The organism is Parasphingorhabdus litoris DSM 22379 (genome assembly GCF_020906275.1).
GTDB lineage: Bacteria > Pseudomonadota > Alphaproteobacteria > Sphingomonadales > Sphingomonadaceae > Parasphingorhabdus > Parasphingorhabdus litoris.
This window is the reverse complement of record NZ_CP086727.1, coordinates 621399-640339: the sequence shown is the minus strand read 5'-3', so window position 1 is coordinate 640339 and position 18941 is coordinate 621399. Positions and strand designations below refer to the sequence as shown.

Here is an 18941-nt window from a genome sequence, read left to right as displayed (position 1 = left end):
TGTGGCGGATGATCTTTCCGAACGTGAGATCGCGACCCTGAAGGCCCTGCTGCTGCAGCGACAGGCCGAGCTCAAGGCGCTGGATGAAGAAGCAGCCGGTTGGAGCGATACCGTCGAGCTTGACCAGCAAAGTGTTGGCCGCCTGTCCCGAATGGATGCGATGCAGCAACAGGAAATGGCGCAGGCCGAAGCACGTCGGCGAGTCCATGACTTGGCGCGTATCGACATAGCGCTCAACCGTATCGACGAAGACGAATATGGCTGGTGCGCCGAATGCGGAGAACCCATTGCCTATAAACGTCTGGAGATTGATCCGGCGGCGGCGCTGTGCATAGGTTGCGCTTCATGAGTTTATTAGCATCCCGTTGGACACCGCTTCTTATCGGCTTGCTTCTCAGCATCGGTGCAGTTGGAGCGGGCTTCATCACGGGCACAGAGCATCTCGAAGGCGCGCAGCTTTCCGCTCGCTGGACCTCGCGGGTGGGTGTGCCTGTGTTTCTGACCGCCTACCTTGCCTCAACGCTTTTCCGACTGTCCAAAAATGACCTAACTAAAACCCTGATGCGGCAGAGACGACAATGGGGACTGGCCTTTGCATGGACACATAGCGTGCATCTGGCGGCACTGATCTATTATCTGGTTATCGCTAAAGCGCCGCCAGAATTAATCACAATATTAGGCGGCGGACTTGCCTATTTCATGATCTATGTGATGGCCTTAACGTCCAACAACTGGTCAATGAAACTGTTGGGTAAAAACTGGAAACGGCTTCATGTTTTTGGAATTCATTATATCTGGTTTATCTATGTTTTTATCTATCTCGGGCGACTGGCCGATCCGGAACTAAATCATGTCGGCATGGTTGGTTCCGGCATATTTTTCGTAGCATTAATCATTCGGCTCTATGCCAAATGGCGCAAACCCCTCCAAAAGCATTAAAGATTGGCCCAAAAAATATCTAATTAGCGTACCGCGTCCATATTAGGTCCATTGCGTCGTTTTCTCCACGCCATCTCAAGCCAAAGTTCACACAGATCACACCCCCTTTTAAGCTTGCGTCTGCAGGCGCTGGCAATGTGCAGGGCTGATATTGAAAGCTGAGCAAGAGCAGCAATAGCCTTAGCTTTTTTGGGCGATGTAGGAAAGCCAGCAGCCATTGGATCCTGCATCATTATCTACGTCATCGAACAATATTCTTGACATGCAACTAAATGGTTGCATAATGGCGAGCATGACTGATATATTCCACGCCCTGGCCGATGAGTCGCGCCGCCTGCTTCTCGACCGCTTGTTCGAAAAAGGCGGACAGAGCCTGAATGATCTGTGCGAGGGTTTTCCCATGTCCCGGCAGGGTGTGGCGAAACATCTCGGCATATTGGAAAAAGCCAATCTGGTGTCCGTCCATTGGCAGGGCCGAACCAAACTTCACTATCTTAACCCGGTTCCGCTTGGCGATATTGTCCATCGCTGGGTTGGCAAGTTTGAAGATGCCCGCATCGCCGCACTGACCGAATTCAAGGATCAAATCGAAGCGGAGCAAAAAACCAAAGAGGAGAAACGCCGTGCCTGATTCAACACTTATCAAAACCATTCCTACCCGCGCCTCGACCGGAGAGCCATGCACGCCCGATTTCGTGTACACGATCTATATCGCCGCTAGCCAAGAAAAGGTGTGGAATGGTCTGATCGACCGCGAGATAACAAAGGCTTATTGGGGTCACTATAATGAATCGGACTGGAAACAGGGATCGCGCTGGGAACATGTCACAGCGGATGGCAGCGGAAAGGTCGCGACCCGAGGCCAAATTCTCGAAATTGATCCGCCAAACAAAATGGTCTGGAGCTGGGCGTTTGACACTGATGCCGACAATCCCGCCAAATTGTCGCGAGTAACCTATGAGCTAGTCGCGCTGGGCCCAGATACTAGGCTCACCGTCACTCATAGCGAATTGGAGCCCGGTTCCGACATGGACAAAGGTGTTCGGGAAGGATGGCCGGCAGTACTCAGCAACCTCAAGAGCATGATCGAAACCGGTAAAGCCATGTCAGAAGAGGATTGGAAATGATTTCCGATAGTTAACCGCCAAATAGACTCAAATTTACGCTGAACGGAATCATTAACACTTTCCCCGCTGGAATCAGGTGACTAATGTCCTGAAGATGGATGCAACCAGCAATCTTCCGTCTGATATTAAGCCGCATGAAGGTGAGTTTCGCGACCATCATCACTATTACGCCTGCCGGGTCTATTATGAAGACACGGATTTTTCCGGCATTGTCTATCACGCCAACTATCTGAGATTCATGGAGCGGGCGCGCTCCGACATGTTGCATCAGCTCGGCATGGACCAGCGCGCGGCGTTTGAGGCCAATGACGGCGCTTATGCCGTAGTCGATATGCACATTAAATATATTGCGCCGGCTAAATTTCAGGATAATCTGCTCGTCATTAGTCATGTAAGCAAATTGCGCAAAGCCAGCGTGAACATCGAACAAATCATCATGCGCGGAGACGAAAAAATAGCGTCAGCCAGTGTTCAGGCAGCCTTCCTTACGCCCACCGGGCGACCACGGCGGCAGCCGGAGGCATGGACGAACGCCTTTGCGTCTGTCATCGCCGATGATGAAGAATAAAATTAAGAGGATACACCCTTGCTAGACAGCCTTTCGATCCACGCAGCATCCGGCGAATTTTCTCCTTTTGCCCTGTTTCTACAAGCGGATATCATCGTCAAGCTGGTGATGATCGGCCTGTTACTCGCAAGTGTCTGGACATGGATGATCATTGTCAGCTTTGCGATGAAAATAGGGCAGGTCGGAAAGCGGTCGGACCGGTTTGAAAAATCCTTTTCCAAAGCCAATGATGTCGACAAATTTTATGATGACCACGGCAAATCAAGTCTGCCCATGGCCAAAGTATTGGCCTCTGGCATGCGCGAATGGCGGCGGTCGACGGCGCGCGGGCCCATTGACCGCGACGGCACGCGGCAAAGGCTGGCAACCGCGATGAATGCGACCATAGCGCATGAAGTCGATAAATTGGCCGACCGGCTGAATTTTCTCGCCACAGTGGGTAGCGTGGCCCCCTTTGTCGGCCTGTTTGGCACGGTCTGGGGCATTATGCGCAGCTTCTCGGCCATCGCAGCTGAACAGAATAGTTCCTTGGCGGTGGTGGCACCCGGTATCGCTGAGGCATTGTTTGCTACGGCTATCGGCCTGTTCGCAGCGATTCCGGCGGTGATTGCCTATAACCGCTTCTCCCACCGGCTCAACAAGTTGGAAGCGCGCATGGGCCGTTTTGCAGACGGGTTTCACGCGACCTTGAGCCGCGAGCTGGAAATGGGGAAATAGGCCATGGGAATGAACCTTGCCCCCGGAAATGGCCGTCGCAATCGCGGCCGGGCGCCGATGTCAGAGATTAACGTCACGCCGTTTGTCGATGTGATGTTGGTGCTGTTGATCATTTTTATGATCACCGCGCCCCTGCTGGTCACGGGCGTGCCGGTAAACCTGCCGGAAAGCCGTGCCAATGCACTGGACCAGGATCAAGAACCGGTGCAGATATCGGTCGATGAAGAGGGCCGGATATATATTGACGACCAGGAAATGAGCCGAAATGCCTTGGCGGCGCGACTAAACGAAATCGCCGCAAATCAGAGCCCTGAGGACCCTCGGCAGATCATGCTGCGCGGCGATAAAACCCTGGATTACGGCCTGATCATGGGGGTTATGGGGGAGCTGAACAGAGCGGGTCTAAACCGAGTGTCATTAGTCACAACAGGTTCATCTGAGTGAAATTAGAAATTGCAGGCTGTTATGGAAAGAGCTGAAAAAATTGGCTTGGGCGTCGCGGCTGGCGGACATCTCGTCCTGTTCGGCCTACTTTCGCTGAGCCTGCTGTCCCAGCCTGACGAGGCCTATAAATCGAAGCCTATTGAGGTGATGATTGCCGATGAGGTTGGTTTGGAAAGCGCCTCTCCTAATCCCGCATTGGTACCGCCGGCAACCAGCATCGCACCGGAATTAGGTGATCCTGAGCCCGCTGAACTAAGCGAACCCGCACCAGCAGAGCTCACACCCGCGCCGGAAGTCAAGCCGACACCTCCGCGAGAAAAGCCAGCAGCAAAACCCAAACAGGAAACTACGCCCAAGAAAAAGCCAAGAGGATCGCGTCTTGGCAAGGATTTCCTGAAAGGTGTAACGGATCAATCCTCGGTCAGCCGGAACCAGAATATCGCCGCGGAAAAAGCATCATCCAGCACCGTTGCGTCGTTGCAGCGGGAACTGCTGCGGCTGGTTAAACCGCACTGGAAGCCTCCTACCGGCGCCGATGCCGAAAAGTTGCGCACGAAGGTCACCGCAAGACTGGACCGTAACGGCAATATTGTTGGTACGCCGTCGGCAACCACTACAGGCATAAACGCCAGCAACCGATCCCAGGCGGCGATCCATAAGGAGCGGGCGATTGCTGCGGTTAAACTGGCGGCACCCTTCAAAACATTTCCCGAGAAATATTATAGCGAATGGCAGGTGATCGAACCTGTCCTCTTCCTTGGTGTATAGGCTCGGAAACTAGGAGAATATGATGGCTATAACAGCCCCAAAACGTATCGGATCATGGTTCATCGCCTTTGTCTCGCTGGTCGGCTTCACGCTGCCTGTACAGGCGCAATTAACAGTAGATGTTGAGAATACTGCTGCCGATGAGCTAACCATAGCCGTACCCGGACTGCCAACCCCGCGAAGTCAGGAGACCGCCGCTGGCACAACGGCGGAACTCGGCAACAAGATTAGCGATGTGATTGTCAGCAACTTGCAATCGAGCGGATTGTTCAAGCCGCTTGGTCGCAATCAGGTACGCGGGATCAGCTTTGCTGAAGTCACCTCACCGCAATTTCCCTATTGGAACAGCACCAATGCCTCTGCCCTGATCCAAGGATTTGTGCGGACCAATGGTGATGGCAAGCTGACCGTCGGTTGTTATCTCTATGACGTGGCGCTGCAAACCGAACTCACTCGGCAGGGCTTTGTGGTCGCACCGAGGGACTGGCGCCGCGCGGCCCATAAATGTGCCGACAGCATCTATTCGCGCCTGACCGGGGAATCGCCCTTCTTCGATAGCCGGATCGCCTATATTGCCGAGACCGGTCCGAAAGATAATCGCCGCAAAAGGCTGGCAATCATGGATAGCGACGGGGCCAACCACCGGTTCATCACCAATGGACAGGCCACCGCCCTCACCCCGCGTTTCTCGCCAGATTATAGCCGGATTGTGTATCTGAGCTTTCTCGACGGCAATCCGCGTATCTATGTCTATGAAGTCGGTACGGGTCGGCAAAAGCTGATTACCCAGAGCACCAACCCGACCTTTGCGCCGCGCTGGTCACCCGATGGCAAGTGGATTCTCTATTCCATGGCCATTGCTGGGAACACCGATATCTACAAAGTTTCATCACAAGGTGGTACACCCAAGCGCCTGACCTTCTCACCCGGCATTGATATTGGCGGAAGCTTCTCGCCAGATGGCAGCCGGATCGTGTTTGAAAGTGACCGCTCTGGCAGTCAGCAGCTTTATGTCATGGGTGCCAATGGCGGCAACGAACGACGGATCAGCTTTGGCGGCGGACGCTATGCAACGCCGGAATGGAGCCCGCGTGGGGACTTGATCGCCTTTACCAAAATTGCCGGTAATTTCCGTGTCGGTGTCATGACCCCGGGCGGCAGTGGTGAGCGCCTGCTGACCAATAGCTGGCAGGACGAGGCCCCCACCTGGGCACCCAATGGCCGGATCATCCAGTTTTTCCGGACCACACGCGGCAGTGGTAAAACCGGTATCTGGCAGGTCGATTTGACCGGCCGGAACGAACGTCAACTGCCCACACCCGTGAATGGTTCTGACCCCGCATGGGGACCGTTGTTGCCGTAAAAATCTTATATGAACTGCAAGAAAAGTAGGACAAGTAACTGAAAACAGGTTATAACTACCCGTAAGGGCACATTAGACTAGGAGCAGAAATATGTTGAAATATGCGACCCCCCTCCTGATTACCTCCAGCTTGGTTCTGGCAGGTTGCGCAAAAAAGGCACCGGAAGAATTGCCGCCAGCTCCCGCCGGGACGAGTGAACCGGTTGCTCCCCCTCAGCCAGCTGGCCCCGGCTATGCACCAGGCTCTCAAGGTGATTTTCTCGCCAACACCATGTCCGACCGCATATTGTTTGATACGGATCGTTATAATGTGGATTCACAGGATCAGGCGATCCTGCAGAGCCAGGCCCAATGGCTGGCGCAGCATCCCAATGCGCGAATTACGATCGAAGGCCATGCCGATGAGCGCGGCACTCGGGACTATAACCTTGCTCTTGGTGAACGCCGGGCGAATGCAGCGAAAAACTATCTCGCATCGCTGGGCGTCAGTCCGACCCGGATGACCACGGTAAGCTATGGTAAGGAACGCCCCGAAGCGCTGGGCTCTAACGAAGCGGCCTGGGCGCAGAACCGCCGTGCGGTGAGCATCGTCGTTCAATAGGGAGTTCCCCTCCCTCTTGCGGGAGGGGTTAGGGGTGGGCCTGTTATACAGCCGCCCCTTGGATATTCCCACCCCCGGCCCCTCCCGCAAGCGGGAGGGGAGACAAAAAAAGGCCGCTATCCGATGGGACAGCGGCCTTTTTTGTGTCTTGTAGAAAGGCTTATTTCCGGGTGCCGGTCATCGCCATTTCGCCGAACGCGCCAGCATTGACGGAACCAGTCAATGTGTCACCTTCGATCGTTGCAGTGCCTTCCAATTTCATTGGCATTGGTACAGTCATGTTCATGACCCATGTCAGCGTGTTGCCGTCAATCTTACCGTCTTCCAGTTCCATCGAGCCCATGGAGCCTTCGTTGGTGCCGGTGAACGTGTCGCCATTGGTGACAATCGTCACGACAGAGGCTTGGTCGCCCATTGGGGATTTGGTTACGCAATCATATGAACCATCGATAGACATTTTCTTCTCCTTTTAAATCAAAGCTCTGAACCGGTTATCAGTCTTGACCGATCGCCGAATCATTTGAACTGCCTGCCTTACTAACATCGGTGTTACCAGCTTCATAGCCGCGATATTCGATTGGCATGTTCAGCGCTTCAAGCTGTGTCTTGATCTTGTCTGCATCGCCAACAATCACCCAGGTGAATTTATCAGGATCAATCGCTTCGGCCATCGCCTTGTTGAGATCATCGGTGGTCAAAGCTTTATAACGATCGGCGACGGTTTCCGCATAGTTGGATGGACGCTTGAACATCACATCGCCCTGCATCTGCCCCAATACTCGGCGCGATTGCTCAAACTGCCCGGGTAGTTGGCGGACATTGCCATTGACCGTGCGTTCCAGTTCCGCCTGCGTGACACCATTGTCGCCCAGGAAACCCTTCACCTGGCTCATGATTGCGGCCACGGCAGGACCGGTCTGATTGGTCTGAACCGGTGCGCGCATGATATAAGGCACATCATGTTCACCGCGCAGCACCGTGTTGCGCGTACCATAGCTCCACCCCTTGGTTTCGCGCAGATCCATGTTGATCCGCGACAGGAAATTACCGCCAAGAACCTCATTAGCCGCATTGAGCGTCAGCAGATCATCCGTGCCCTTATACGGCAATACCTGACCCGCCAGGATCATCGATTGCGGGCTATTGGCACGGTGGATAACAACGATCTTGCCTTCCGCTTCCGGGATTGCTGCGCTGAAATTTTTACCCGCCGCCGCTTGGCCTTCGGGCTGCCACTGGCCAAAGCGCATCTCGAGCTTTTCAAGCAAAACCTGCTGGTCGATCTGACCCACGGCAAAGATGGTCGCATTTTCAGGACGCATCCAGCTTTGATGGAAATTCACCAAATCATTCCGCGTGATTGCCGCCACCGACTCCTTGGTGCCGTTACCAGACAGCCCGCGTCCATAGGGATGTGCATCACCGAAGATCAACGGTGGCAAAGCATTGGTTGCGATGCTGCGTGGATTGCTCTCTTCCCGGTCAATGGCAGTCAGTTGCTGGACCCGAATGCGCTCAATATCGTCTGTCTTGAAGGCCGGATTTTTGACAATATCCGCCATCAAGTCGAGCGACGAATCGAGATTGGGATTAACCGCGCTCAGGCTAACATCCGTCCGGTCGCGTCCGCCTCCGACACTGACATTGGCGCCCAGACGTTCCTGCTGCTCGGCAATCTGAACCGAGGTCAGACTGGTTGTTCCTTCCTCCATTACCGCAGTGGTGAAATTTTGCAGACCAATCTTATCAGCGGGATCCGCAGATGCCCCGGCATTGAAAGACAGGGTTACGCGAGTCATGGGAACCGCATTGCGCTGGGCGAAATGGACTTTGATACCGTTGGACAATGTCGCGGTTTCGACATCCGGGAAATCCACATTGGGAATATCGCCCACGGGTGGCAGCGAAGAACGGTCAACCGCTGCCGGCGCCGCTTGCTCGCTTTCACCCTGCATATAAAAGGCCGGGCTTGTCAGCGATCCGGTGCGCGCACCCTTGCCAGATTCCACTTCCTGATAGGCTTCGCGTTCACCCGGTACAACGCGGATTCCAACGACCGGCCGTGTCAGCCATTTTTTCATCGCCGCGGTTACCGATGCGGGCGTAGCAGAGGCCAGCCGTTCCAGTTCCTTTTTGTAATATTTGGGATCATCGGAATAAAGCTCACCCTGCGCCAGCGCGGTGGCCTTGCCGTTAAATCCGCCGACCTGTTCCAATCCGGCGATCCGGGCCGCCGCATCGCGGGTTGCAACCCGTTGTACTTCATCTTCGGTTGGACCGTTTTGAATAAAGTCGGCGATTATCTCGTCCAGACGCTTAGCGACCGCGTCCGCATCTTCACCCGGCTTCACATCCGCTTGAATGTTGACGAGGCTGCCATGCACAAATGGAATGACAAAGGCGGACACCGCCACAGCATTTTTCTCTTCGCGAACCATGATATTATCGAGCCGCGAACTGGCCAGACCGCCGAGTACAGTCATACCGACATCCAGCGGCGTATAGTCGGGATCATTCAAGCCCGGGACCACCCAGTTGCGATAAATTCGTGTGGTCGCAACCTTGTCTTTCATGACATCATAAACCGGTGCGTCCAAAGTTGGCAGTTCCGGGTTCAACACGGGAATCGGTTTGCCCTTTGGAATGGCGCCAAACCATTTTTCGACCAGCGGTTTCGCCGCCGCGGCATCAATATCTCCGGCAAGCACCAATATCGCATTATTCGGGCCATAATGGTCGATAAACCATTGCTTCATATCATCCAGCGACGCCGCCTCGAGGTCTTCGAGCGATCCGATTGTACTGTGACCATAAGGATGCGCGTCCGGGAACAGCAATTCTGTCTGGCGATAGCTGACCAGACCATAAGGCCGGTTATCCCCCTGACGTTTTTCGTTGGAGACAACGCCGATCTGATTGTCGAGTTTCTCCTGCGTGACCGCGCCAAGCAAATGGCCCATCCGGTCGCTTTCGAGGAAAAGGGCGACTTCGAGCGCGGACTTGGGCACGGTCTGAAAATAGTTGGTGCGGTCCAGCCAGGTTGTACCGTTTAAATCCGTCGCACCAATTTGCCGCAGCGGCTCAAAGAAATCGCCGGGCGCATTTTCCGAACCGTTGAACATGATATGCTCGAAAAGATGGGCATAGCCAGTCTTTCCCTCAGGTTCATGGGCAGAGCCTACGCCATACCAGATTGAAACCGCCACAATCGGTGCCTTGCGGTCCGTATGGACCAGCACCTTGAGGCCATTATCGAGAGTGAAGCGCTCATAGGGAATATTGACGGCATCAACCAGTTCACTGACCGGAGCAGGCGCGGCGCCATTAGCGTCATCTGCATAGGCCGGAGCAGCAAAGCTCAAGGCAGTGGTAGTAAGCGCAATAGCAACCGTGCGGGAAAAGCGTGACATGCGGGAATCCTCTTCAAATCTTATTTCATTGGAAACTACTATGGGCATGCGGACTTGTCGCGCAAGTCCTGTTTGATCTTCGACCAACGGACGACCTGCATCGACCAACAACTACGCGAATAAATCGACTATTTCTTTTTCCAGCCCCAGAACAGATGGCAGGGCAATATGTTCCAGACCGAGTATCCATTATCAATCCGGTCGAAATGTGGCGCCATGAAATCGCGCGCGCGTTTGACGAATTGATAGACCAGAAAAGCGCCACCGGGACGCAAGGCTTCGTGCGTTTCCTTGGCTATTTTGGGTCCTAGTTGATCTGGCAATGTCGAAAATGGCAGACCTGATAGAATATAGTCAGCCTTTTCATGACCGAGATCGTGGAGGATCTGCTGCACGTCAGCAGCGGAGCCGTGTATCGGGAAGAAACGGCTGTCGCGAATGGTCTTGCTGAGATAATCGATAAAGTCGGGATTAAGATCGATGACAATCAACGTCGCGCCCGGTTTCATCCGCTCCAGCACCGGACGGCAGAATGTTCCAATGCCCGGACCATATTCAACGAACACATCGCACTCGTCCCATTTGACCGGCTCCAGCATCTTTTTGACAGTTGTGGCCGACGACGGAATAATCGAGCCAACCATCACCGGATGCTTCAAAAAACCTTTGAAGAAAACGCCCCAAGCACCAAAAGTTCGCGCCACCCGTAGCTTGATTCGGCCCCATAAGGGCGCTTTTGCAAGGCTGTTGGTCAATCATTTTCTCCAATCATCATCCCGCTGTCTTATTAAGTCATAACAGCTCCACATTCAAACACCTTCGCGCTTGTCCGAGGCGAGGAGAGGTTTAAAAGAGCATTATGAAACTGCACCCCGCCGACTCCATCGCTGTCATTTTCTGCGCCCAGCGGACGGACATGGATCACGAGGCCTATGCAGCGGCCGCAGCGGTCATGAGCAATTTGGCGGCCGAACAAACAGGTTACCTGGGTCAGGACAGCAGCCGCTCGGAAGATGGCTTGGGCATAACGGTAAGCTATTGGAAAGATGATGCAGCAGCCAAGGCCTGGCGCGATCATCCCGTTCACTCCGCCATCCGCGAACAGGGCCGGGGGAAATGGTATGAAAGCTACACACTGCATGTGGCCCGCATAGAACGCAGCTATGCCTGGGCAAAATCTGGGATCGGGGAAAAATCTGGGATTGAGGAAAATAGCATGCCATACGGCTGACCATGGCTGATTCTCCTTCACCGCCAATTGCTGCCAAAAAGCAAAAAACAATAGACAGCACGCGGATGACGGTGCTGTTCGCGGTGATGCTTGTGACCGCTTCCGGCAATACTGCGATGCAGTCGATATTACCGACCATCGGTACACAGCTGAAAATTCCCGATTTCTGGGTCAGTGCGGCCTTCAGCTGGTCGGCTTTGCTATGGGTTTATACGGCCCCCAAATGGGCGCGCATGTCTGATCATCGCGGGCGCAAGGCGTTGATGCGATTGGGCATGATCGGCTTTACTACCTCCATGGCCTTGGCAGGCCTGGCTCTCTTTCTGGGGCTGCTGGGTTGGTATAGCGCGCTGTGGACATTCATATTATTTGCGATATTTCGAAGTCTCTATGGCGGGCTGGGTTCCGCCGCCCCGCCAGCAGTACAAGCCTATGTCGCGGCCCGGACTGCGCGCGAAGATCGCACCAAGGCACTGTCGCTTATCTCCTCATCCTTTGGTCTGGGGACAATTGTTGGTCCGGCAATAGCGCCATTGCTCATTCTGCCGCTGCTTGGCCTTTCAAGCCCGATGTTTGCATTTGCGATAATGGGGATCATCGTAATGATCGCACTCGCACTGAAACTGCCTAATGATGATCCGGGATTTGAAGCGCGCGGTGTTGTGACTTCTGAACCTTATAGTGCGGCACCATCAGCTGGGAGTTTGAAGGACGACGGGCATGAGGATGAGGCCGCTGGCAAGCCATCGGAAGATAGTTTGCCGCCGCGTCTGCGCTGGGGCGACAAGCGTATCAAGCCGTGGTTGATTACAGGAATCATGGGCGGCAATGCCCATGCTGTGATATTGGGCGTGATTGGTTTTCTGGTGCTCGACCGTCTGGGCCTGCGCGCTGACCCGGAAACCGCCATTGAAATGACGGGAATTGTTCTCATGTCCGGTGCGGCCGCTACCTTGCTGGCGCAATGGGGGCTGATCCCGCTGCTGCAAATGGGGCCGCGATCATCGGTATTATGGGGTATGTTACTCGCCGCAATAGGCTGCTTGGTAATTGGCGTGGCCGACGACCTTTACGGAATCATCATCGGCTTCGCGGTCAGTTCACTTGGCTTTGGTCTTTTCCGTCCAGGCTTTACAGCAGGGGCTTCGCTGGCTGTGGACCGGTCTGAACAAAATGGGGTTGCCGGCATTGTCGCGTCCGTGAACGGCATGGCGTTCATCGCTTCACCAGCGCTCGGCGTATTGCTGTACACCTATGTCAGCAGCCTACCTTTCTGGATAGCGGTTACCATGTGCTTGTTCATCTTTGGCTGGGGCTTCAAAACATTGAAGCTTGATGAAGCGCCCAGCCTAGATCGTTAGAAAGCCTGAATCGCTAGAAATCATGCTTGCTGTCGCGTACCGGGGTCAACATCCCGGGGGCCACAAATCCGATGGGCTCAGCCCGCATCGCATTTTGTTTCAGCTGCGCTTCCATTTTGGAATATTCTTCCTCCATTTCCGGCGTCACCGAAGCGCGGCTTTCCTTCAGCGCTTTTTCAAAATGCTTCATGGCTACGGTTTCGACCAGCCCGCCATGTTCCCGCAGCGCATAGAGCCCGGCACGGCGGACAAGATCTTCCAGATCCGCTCCGGAATAACGCTCTGCCCGTTCGGCAATCTCGTCCAAATCGACATCCTTGGCCATCGGCATTTCAGCCGTATGAATAGCCAATATGCGGCGGCGGCCGTCTTTCTCCGGCACCGGCACATAGACCAGTTCATCAAAACGGCCCGGCCTTAGCAAGGCAGGATCGACCAGACCGGGGCGATTGGTTGCGCCGATTAATATGACCGACTGCATTTCTTCCAGCCCGTCCATCTCGGCGAGAATGGTATTCACCACTCGTTCGGTAACTTGCGGTTCACCCATGCCGCGCCCGCGCGCCGGGACCAGACTGTCAATTTCATCGATGAACAAAACGGTTGGCGCAACTTGCCGGGCACGGGCGAACAGGCGGGCAATTTGCTGCTCGCTTTCGCCATACCATTTGGACAGCAGGTCGCTGGATTTGGTTGCGATGAAATTGGCTTCCGCTTCACGCGCCACCGCTTTGGCCAGCAGCGTCTTGCCGGTTCCTGGCGGGCCGTAGAGCAAGAAACCCTTGGCTGGCCGGATGCCCAGTTTGGCGAAAGCCTCCGGGCTTTTCATCGGCAATTCTATACCTTCTTTCAAACGCATCTGCGCTTCGTCCAGACCGCCAATATCTTCCCAGCGGACATCGGGCGCCTGCACCATCACTTCACGCATTGCAGAAGGCTGCACGCGTTTCAACGCTTCGACAAAATCATCGCGTCGGACCACGAGTTCTTCGAGCACCTCCGGCGGTACCGTTTCCGATTCCAGATCCAGCTTCGGCATGATGCGGCGGACCGCTTCAATCGCGGCTTCGCGCGTCAGTGCTGCCAGATCGGCACCGACGAATCCATAAGTGGTGCGAGCCAATTCGGTTAGATTGACAGCCGATTCCAGCGGCATGCCGCGGGTATGAATGCCGAGTATTTCCTTACGGCCGCGCAGGTCCGGAACACCCACAATGATTTCGCGGTCAAACCGGCCCGGTCGGCGCAGCGCCTCATCAATCGCCTCCGGCCGATTGGTGGCAGCAATGACCACAAGATTGACGCGGGACTCCAGACCATCCATCAACGTCAGCAATTGTGCGACCAGCCGTTTCTCGGTCTCGCCCTGCACTTCACCGCGCTTGGGCGCAATCGAGTCAATCTCGTCGATGAACAGGATTGATGGCGCTGCCTTTGTTGCGGCTTCAAAAACTTCGCGCAGCTTTTTCTCGGATTCACCATAGGCCGATCCCATGATTTCTGGCCCGTTGATCAGGAAAAATTCCGCGTCACTTTCATTCGCGACAGCCCGGGCCAGACGGGTTTTCCCGGTACCCGGGGGACCATGGAGCAAAACGCCGCGTGGCGGGTCAACGCCAAGCCGCGTGAAGAGCTGCGGATAGCGCAGCGGCAGCTCAACCATCTCACGTAATTGATCGATAGTCTCGTGCAATCCGCCAATATCATCGTAGGTTACATCGGCGCGGCGATGTTCCGTAGATTCTTCATATTCGGGACGCAGCTCCACCTCGGTATTTTCGTCAATATGGACAAAGCCCTTCGGCGCTGTCGACACCACCATCAAGCGAATCTGGGTAAGCGAAAAAGCAGGCGCCGCGAGCATCTGCTGCAATTGCGGCGGCATATCGCTGCGATCCACCTGTTGCTGGCCATGGGTAGCAACGAAATCTCCTGCGTTAAGCGGTCGGCCCATGAAGCTGCGTTTCAATCCCGCCCCGCTGCCGTGTAGTCGCAAGTCTTTTTGCGCTGGGGCAAAAACAACCTTCTTGGCGGCTTTCGATTCGACTTTCCGGATTTCGACAAAATCGCCCGAACCGACGCCGGAATTGGCCCGCTGCAAACCGTCAAGCCGAACAAAATCCAGCCCTTCATCCTCAGGATAAGGTAAAACGGCTCGGGCGGGTGTCGCTTGCTTGCCGCTTATCTCAACGACATCGCCTTCTTGCAGGCCCAGTTTGCCAAGGTTTTCCCGCGACAGCCGCGCAAGGCCGCGACCGCTGTCTTCGGGCCGCGCATTGGCAACCTGCAACTTGATCATATTGGGATCGGGTTCTGTTTCAGATTCGGGATCGGATTGAGGATCAGACTTCGGATCAGACATGGGGGATAGACTCCTGCCGCTTTTATTGTTTCCAACAAGATAGGGAGCCGTCCCGCATTATGCGACCCTGAAATTATCCATAATCCACCCGACAGGACAGGCAGAGACGGATTTCAGGCAAAAAAAAGGCCAATCCCGAAGGACTGGCCTATAAAAGTTTTTAGGAGAGGATGCCTGAAAGGCGAGACCTATTTGGCCTAGAATCGTTTATGTTGCAAGTGCGAAAAGAACACTGCCAGTTGCATAATGTGCAATCTAATATTTATGATAGGGACGCTATTTAGCCGATCTATAAGAAATTAATGCAGTTTTGCGTTGCACAATCCGCATTTAGCTCCGATATTGCAAAAACCATGCGACGTCTTCCTCCCCTACGCGCCCTGGAAGCCTTTATCCGTGTCGCCAGACTCGGTTCTTCCAAAGCTGCTGCTGCTGAATTGGCGCTATCCGCTCCTGCCCTTAGCCGGCGAATCAAATCGCTAGAAGATCATATCGGCAAGCCGCTATTTGAACGACGCAATCAGGCGATGGTTTTGAACGACGATGGTCAAACACTGCTCGAAGCCGTCGCACCGGCCATGGAAACCATTGGTGAGGCGGTTGACCAAATGACAGTGAGTGGCGGTGATCTGCGCCTGCGGCTTGGCGTCTTGCCGCTTTTTGGTGCCACACGTCTGGTGCCGCGATTGCCGGAGCTCAGAAAACTATATCCGAAACTGCATATTGATGTGGATACGTCTACTCATGCGGAAAACATGCTGGGCGATGTCATCGATGCTGCGATCATCATTGCCGATCATGTTGATCCCAATCTCTATTCGGTAAAGCTGGACAGCAACAAAGTATATGCGATTGCCGCTAAAGAGCTTGTAAATGGCCCGAATGCGATCAAAACGCCAGATGAATTGGAAGGCCACAATATTCTGATCCACAGCGATATGGCCAAGGCTTTTGATCGTTGGAAGGAGGCTGTAGGAAAGCCTGACCTGGATCCAGCGAACGTCGATCAGATGAACAGCGGGCCATTGATGCTCGAAGCCGCAGCGCAAGGTCTTGGCGTAGCGATCATGCATGGTGGCCATTTTTCAGACGCCAATGATCCGCGTCTCGCCCGGCTGTTCGACTATGATATCGACAGTCCGTATTCCTATTGGTTCGTTTGCCGCAAGCGTGACAAAAAGAACCGCGCCGTTCGGATTTTCCATGATTGGGTTGTAAAAGCAGGACTTTAATCGACCAACCGTGCTTGTTTGCCTGCCAGGGCTCCATGACATTTATTTGATTTTATGATAAAAGATAAGAATCGTCACGTATGATGCGGCATTTATTGTCGTAAAAACCAAATATTCGGGAATTTTCTGTGAGTAATCACGGAAGACTATTCCGAGCGAAATATTGGAGAAAATGCATGCGTTTTAAGACTTTGGCTGCCTTATCAGCTTTATCCCTTTCGGCGGCGCCTGTAGTGGCGCAATCGCAAGCAGTCGCCCCGGTGACCAGCGCCAGCGTTGAGCGCGTTTCTGCTAGTCAGGAACAAGCCAGCAATTTAGGTGGTGGTAGCGATACCATCATAGGCATCTTGGCCGGTGCCATTGCCGTCGGTTTTATCACGCTGACAATAATAAATGACGATGACGACGACGATAGTCCGACTAGCCCCTGACAGAAGTGAAAGCTGATTTCACTTCAAACCCGCGATAATCTCTTAAGATCAGGCCCTTTTCAGGGCCTGATTTGCGTTGAGACGCAAGCTGCTATTTGACCGAAAGCTTCGCCAATATGTCTGACGCAAACAGGCTCAGCGTATCATCCCGTGCGCCCATTATTACAATGCGATCACCGGGCCGGGCAATGTCAACAATATGTGCGCCGCAATCCTCGCGATCCGCAATATGCTCGGCATGGCCGCCCGACGCTTTCACGGCATCGGTAATGGAATCACTACCGATGCTGCGATCCACAGTGCCGCCAAAATAGACGGGGTCGCACAATATTACGCAATCATTTTCGTCAAGCAGCTCAGCAAATACTTCAGCCAATTCCGCGCCCATTTTGTGGATTGGCCCGAAACCATGCGGCTGAAAAAAAGCAATGATACGGCCAGGAAAGGCCTTCATGGTTTTAAGCGTGGCCGCTATCTTATCGGGATTATGGCCGAAATCATCTATGACGCTGATTTCATTAGCCGTGCCGACAACATCGAAACGCCGTGCAAGGCCATTAAATCTAGCGATCGCTTTTGCGCTGGCGGCCACTGGCACGCCGACGGCGGAGGCCGCTGCGATAGCGGCAAGTGCATTCGCAATATTGTGACGCCCGGGTACTTGAAGGGCAACCGGAAAGCTATTGCCCTCGGCCCACAGGGTAAAGCTGCTGCTGATTGGCGCTTCTGCTATATCGGTAGCCTGGAAATCAGCCCCATCGGAAAAGCCGAAACTGATTGCATCGCGCAGTTCCAGACCATCAACCAAAGCTGCCGTTTCTGCATCATCGAGGTTCCAGATACAGTGATTGGCTTTGCTGGCGAAATCACCAAATAGCTGACGCAATTCTTCCAGGCTCTTGTGATCCAGACTGACATTGTTGAGCACCGCAATTTCGGGATCGAACAAGGCGATAGACCCATCGCTTTCGTCGACTTCACTAACCATGATGCCGCCATCTCCCACCCGCGAGCTGGCAAAAGGCGCGTCGTCTACGACAAAATTTTTCATAACCGCGCCATTCATGATCGTCGGGTCCAGACCAGCCTCGGTCAAAATCCAGCCGATCATGCCGGTGACTGTGGACTTGCCGCTGGTTCCGCCAATGGCGATGCTGCGCGGTGAGGCGTTAAACTGCTGCGCCAACAATTCCGCACGGGTCATGCGGGCGCAACCAAGGCTATTGGCTTTCGCAACGTCCGGCACAGTGTCTTCAATGGCTGCGGACGCAATCAATATCTGATCGCCGGAAGTCAGCCCGCTGCCATCCTGGGCAAACAGGCCTACGCCTTTTTCTTTCAGCCATTCAAACTTGGCGGCAAGCCGTCCTTGATCGAGGGCTCGATCTGATCCCGATACTGTTGCACCGCTTTCTCGAACGATCATCGCCAGCGGCAACATGCCTGACCCGCCAATGCCACAAAAATAATAGGATTTGTCTTTACTCATCATCCCCCGCTATGGCCTCGACAGCTTTTTGGCAAACATATTGGGGTAAAAATATCGTGGGACAGGTCAGGATCGGCATTTGTGCGCCATCAACGCCTTTGTACAGGGAAGAAGCAGAACAACTCATCACTCTCACCAGCCAAAGTCATCCTGATGCCGAGCTGGTTTTTCACGATCAATGCTTTGCCATAGAAGGGCATTTTGCGGGCAAGGATGACCTGCGATGCTCCGCGTTTCTGTCTCTCGCTAATGATCCGTCAATCGATGCGATCTGGTTCGCTCGTGGCGGCTATGGCGCAGCGCGGATCGCAGATGCGATATTGGAGAAGTTGGAACCGGCCGCCCATGACAAAAGCTATATGGGATATAGCGACGGCGGCAATTTGCTGGGCGCGCTGTATAAAGCGGGCATTGGCACACAAGCGCACGGACCGATGCCCGTCGATATGCGGCGCGAAGGCGGTATGGCTGCGGTCAACCGGGGGCTTGACTGGCTGGTGAGCAAGGACAGAACGGCGCTGGAACCGCATGTTGAGCCGGGACAGAAATATGCCGCCTTCAACCTGATGACTTTGGCCATGATGGTCGGCACGCCATTACTGCCGGATCTTGAGGGCCACGTGCTTATGATCGAGGAAATAGCGGAATATCTCTACGCCTTCGACCGCGCGCTGTTCAATGTTACCACGCATCTCGCTGACAAAGGCCTAGCAGGCATCCGCTTAGGCCGAGTCAGCGAAGTGCCGGAAAATAATCGGCCGTTCGGTGAAGAAGCGGAAGAAATTGTTCAGCGCCTGTGCGACCGCTATGCCATTCCCTATCTGGGCAGCGCAGATATTGGCCATGATGTGGATAACAAGGTCGTACCTTTTGGCACCTTGCCAGACTGAAACGCGGC

The 18941-nt window shown here is 54.3% G+C and carries 20 protein-coding genes; 15 read left to right on the top strand and 5 right to left on the bottom strand.

Annotated features, from left to right (window positions below; translation table 11 throughout):
- Position 1 precedes the first annotated feature (1 nt).
- The 10 genes from BS29_RS03195 (at position 2) to pal (ending at position 6527) form a co-directional block, all read left to right on the top strand.
- Positions 2–349: a TraR/DksA family transcriptional regulator gene (locus BS29_RS03195; protein WP_229955778.1), complete on the top strand. Its 348-nt coding sequence runs from the start codon at positions 2–4 to the stop codon at positions 347–349.
- A complete protein-coding gene (locus BS29_RS03190; protein WP_229955777.1) occupies positions 346–939 on the top strand; it encodes a hypothetical protein in 594 nt (197 codons plus the stop codon). Before BS29_RS03195 ends, BS29_RS03190 begins: the two co-directional genes overlap by 4 nt.
- Before the next feature lie 292 nt (positions 940–1231).
- On the top strand, positions 1232–1570 hold the full coding sequence (locus BS29_RS03185; protein ID WP_229955776.1) for an ArsR/SmtB family transcription factor: 339 nt from the start codon (positions 1232–1234) through the stop codon (positions 1568–1570).
- Positions 1563–2066: an SRPBCC family protein gene (locus BS29_RS03180; RefSeq protein ID WP_229955775.1), complete on the top strand. Its 504-nt coding sequence runs from the start codon at positions 1563–1565 to the stop codon at positions 2064–2066. Before BS29_RS03185 ends, BS29_RS03180 begins: the two co-directional genes overlap by 8 nt.
- Before the next feature lie 76 nt (positions 2067–2142).
- Positions 2143–2634 (top strand): YbgC/FadM family acyl-CoA thioesterase, encoded by a 492-nt coding sequence (locus BS29_RS03175; protein ID WP_229955774.1) that lies wholly within the window; start codon positions 2143–2145, stop codon positions 2632–2634.
- An 18-nt stretch (positions 2635–2652) separates the two neighbouring features.
- Entirely contained in the window at positions 2653–3351 is a 699-nt protein-coding gene (tolQ, locus tag BS29_RS03170) for a protein TolQ (protein WP_229955773.1), read from the top strand.
- Between the two features lie 3 nt (positions 3352–3354).
- Positions 3355–3795, top strand: a complete 441-nt coding sequence (gene tolR / locus BS29_RS03165; RefSeq protein WP_229955772.1) for a protein TolR — start codon at positions 3355–3357, stop codon at positions 3793–3795.
- 21 nt (positions 3796–3816) lie between these two features.
- On the top strand, positions 3817–4563 hold the full coding sequence (locus tag BS29_RS03160; protein WP_229955771.1) for an energy transducer TonB: 747 nt from the start codon (positions 3817–3819) through the stop codon (positions 4561–4563).
- A 22-nt stretch (positions 4564–4585) separates the two neighbouring features.
- Entirely contained in the window at positions 4586–5926 is a 1341-nt protein-coding gene (tolB, locus tag BS29_RS03155; RefSeq protein WP_229956931.1) for a Tol-Pal system beta propeller repeat protein TolB, read from the top strand.
- 94 nt (positions 5927–6020) lie between these two features.
- Entirely contained in the window at positions 6021–6527 is a 507-nt protein-coding gene (pal, locus tag BS29_RS03150) for a peptidoglycan-associated lipoprotein Pal (RefSeq protein WP_229956930.1), read from the top strand.
- A 160-nt stretch (positions 6528–6687) separates the two neighbouring features.
- On the opposite strand, the gene BS29_RS03145 is transcribed toward pal, so the two are convergent.
- The 3 genes from BS29_RS03145 to BS29_RS03135 all read right to left on the bottom strand — a co-directional run bounded on the left by BS29_RS03145 (position 6688) and on the right by BS29_RS03135 (position 10692).
- Entirely contained in the window at positions 6688–6984 is a 297-nt protein-coding gene (locus BS29_RS03145) for a hypothetical protein (protein ID WP_229955770.1), read from the bottom strand.
- 37 nt (positions 6985–7021) lie between these two features.
- Complete coding sequence (locus BS29_RS03140) at positions 7022–9937, bottom strand: M16 family metallopeptidase (protein WP_229955769.1); 2916 nt, start codon at positions 9935–9937, stop codon at positions 7022–7024.
- Between the two features lie 128 nt (positions 9938–10065).
- Complete coding sequence (locus BS29_RS03135) at positions 10066–10692, bottom strand: class I SAM-dependent methyltransferase (protein ID WP_229955768.1); 627 nt, start codon at positions 10690–10692, stop codon at positions 10066–10068.
- Between the two features lie 104 nt (positions 10693–10796).
- On the opposite strand from BS29_RS03135, the gene BS29_RS03130 reads away from it, so the two are divergent.
- Both BS29_RS03130 and BS29_RS03125 read left to right on the top strand, forming a co-directional pair.
- Complete coding sequence (locus tag BS29_RS03130) at positions 10797–11168, top strand: antibiotic biosynthesis monooxygenase family protein (RefSeq protein WP_229955767.1); 372 nt, start codon at positions 10797–10799, stop codon at positions 11166–11168.
- A 2-nt stretch (positions 11169–11170) separates the two neighbouring features.
- Positions 11171–12529 (top strand): MFS transporter, encoded by a 1359-nt coding sequence (locus BS29_RS03125; protein ID WP_229955766.1) that lies wholly within the window; start codon positions 11171–11173, stop codon positions 12527–12529.
- 13 nt (positions 12530–12542) lie between these two features.
- Here BS29_RS03125 and BS29_RS03120 read toward each other — a convergent pair whose 3' ends face one another.
- The gene (locus BS29_RS03120) at positions 12543–14828 is read right to left on the bottom strand and encodes a CDC48 family AAA ATPase (protein WP_229956929.1); all 2286 of its coding nucleotides are present in this window, start codon (positions 14826–14828) and stop codon (positions 12543–12545) included.
- A gap of 416 nt (positions 14829–15244) precedes the next feature.
- Here BS29_RS03120 and BS29_RS03115 point away from each other — a divergent pair, with 416 nt between their 5' ends.
- Together BS29_RS03115 and BS29_RS03110 are read left to right on the top strand one after the other, a co-directional pair.
- Positions 15245–16123, top strand: a complete 879-nt coding sequence (locus tag BS29_RS03115) for a LysR substrate-binding domain-containing protein (RefSeq protein WP_229955765.1) — start codon at positions 15245–15247, stop codon at positions 16121–16123.
- Between the two features lie 176 nt (positions 16124–16299).
- Positions 16300–16554, top strand: coding sequence for a hypothetical protein (locus tag BS29_RS03110; protein ID WP_229955764.1), 255 nt, complete (start codon positions 16300–16302; stop codon positions 16552–16554).
- A 91-nt stretch (positions 16555–16645) separates the two neighbouring features.
- Here BS29_RS03110 and BS29_RS03105 read toward each other — a convergent pair whose 3' ends face one another.
- Positions 16646–18043 (bottom strand): UDP-N-acetylmuramate--L-alanine ligase, encoded by a 1398-nt coding sequence (locus BS29_RS03105; RefSeq protein ID WP_229955763.1) that lies wholly within the window; start codon positions 18041–18043, stop codon positions 16646–16648.
- A 56-nt stretch (positions 18044–18099) separates the two neighbouring features.
- Between BS29_RS03105 and BS29_RS03100 the strand changes: the two genes are divergently transcribed.
- Positions 18100–18933, top strand: coding sequence for an LD-carboxypeptidase (locus BS29_RS03100; RefSeq protein ID WP_229955762.1), 834 nt, complete (start codon positions 18100–18102; stop codon positions 18931–18933).
- Positions 18934–18941 lie beyond the last annotated feature (8 nt).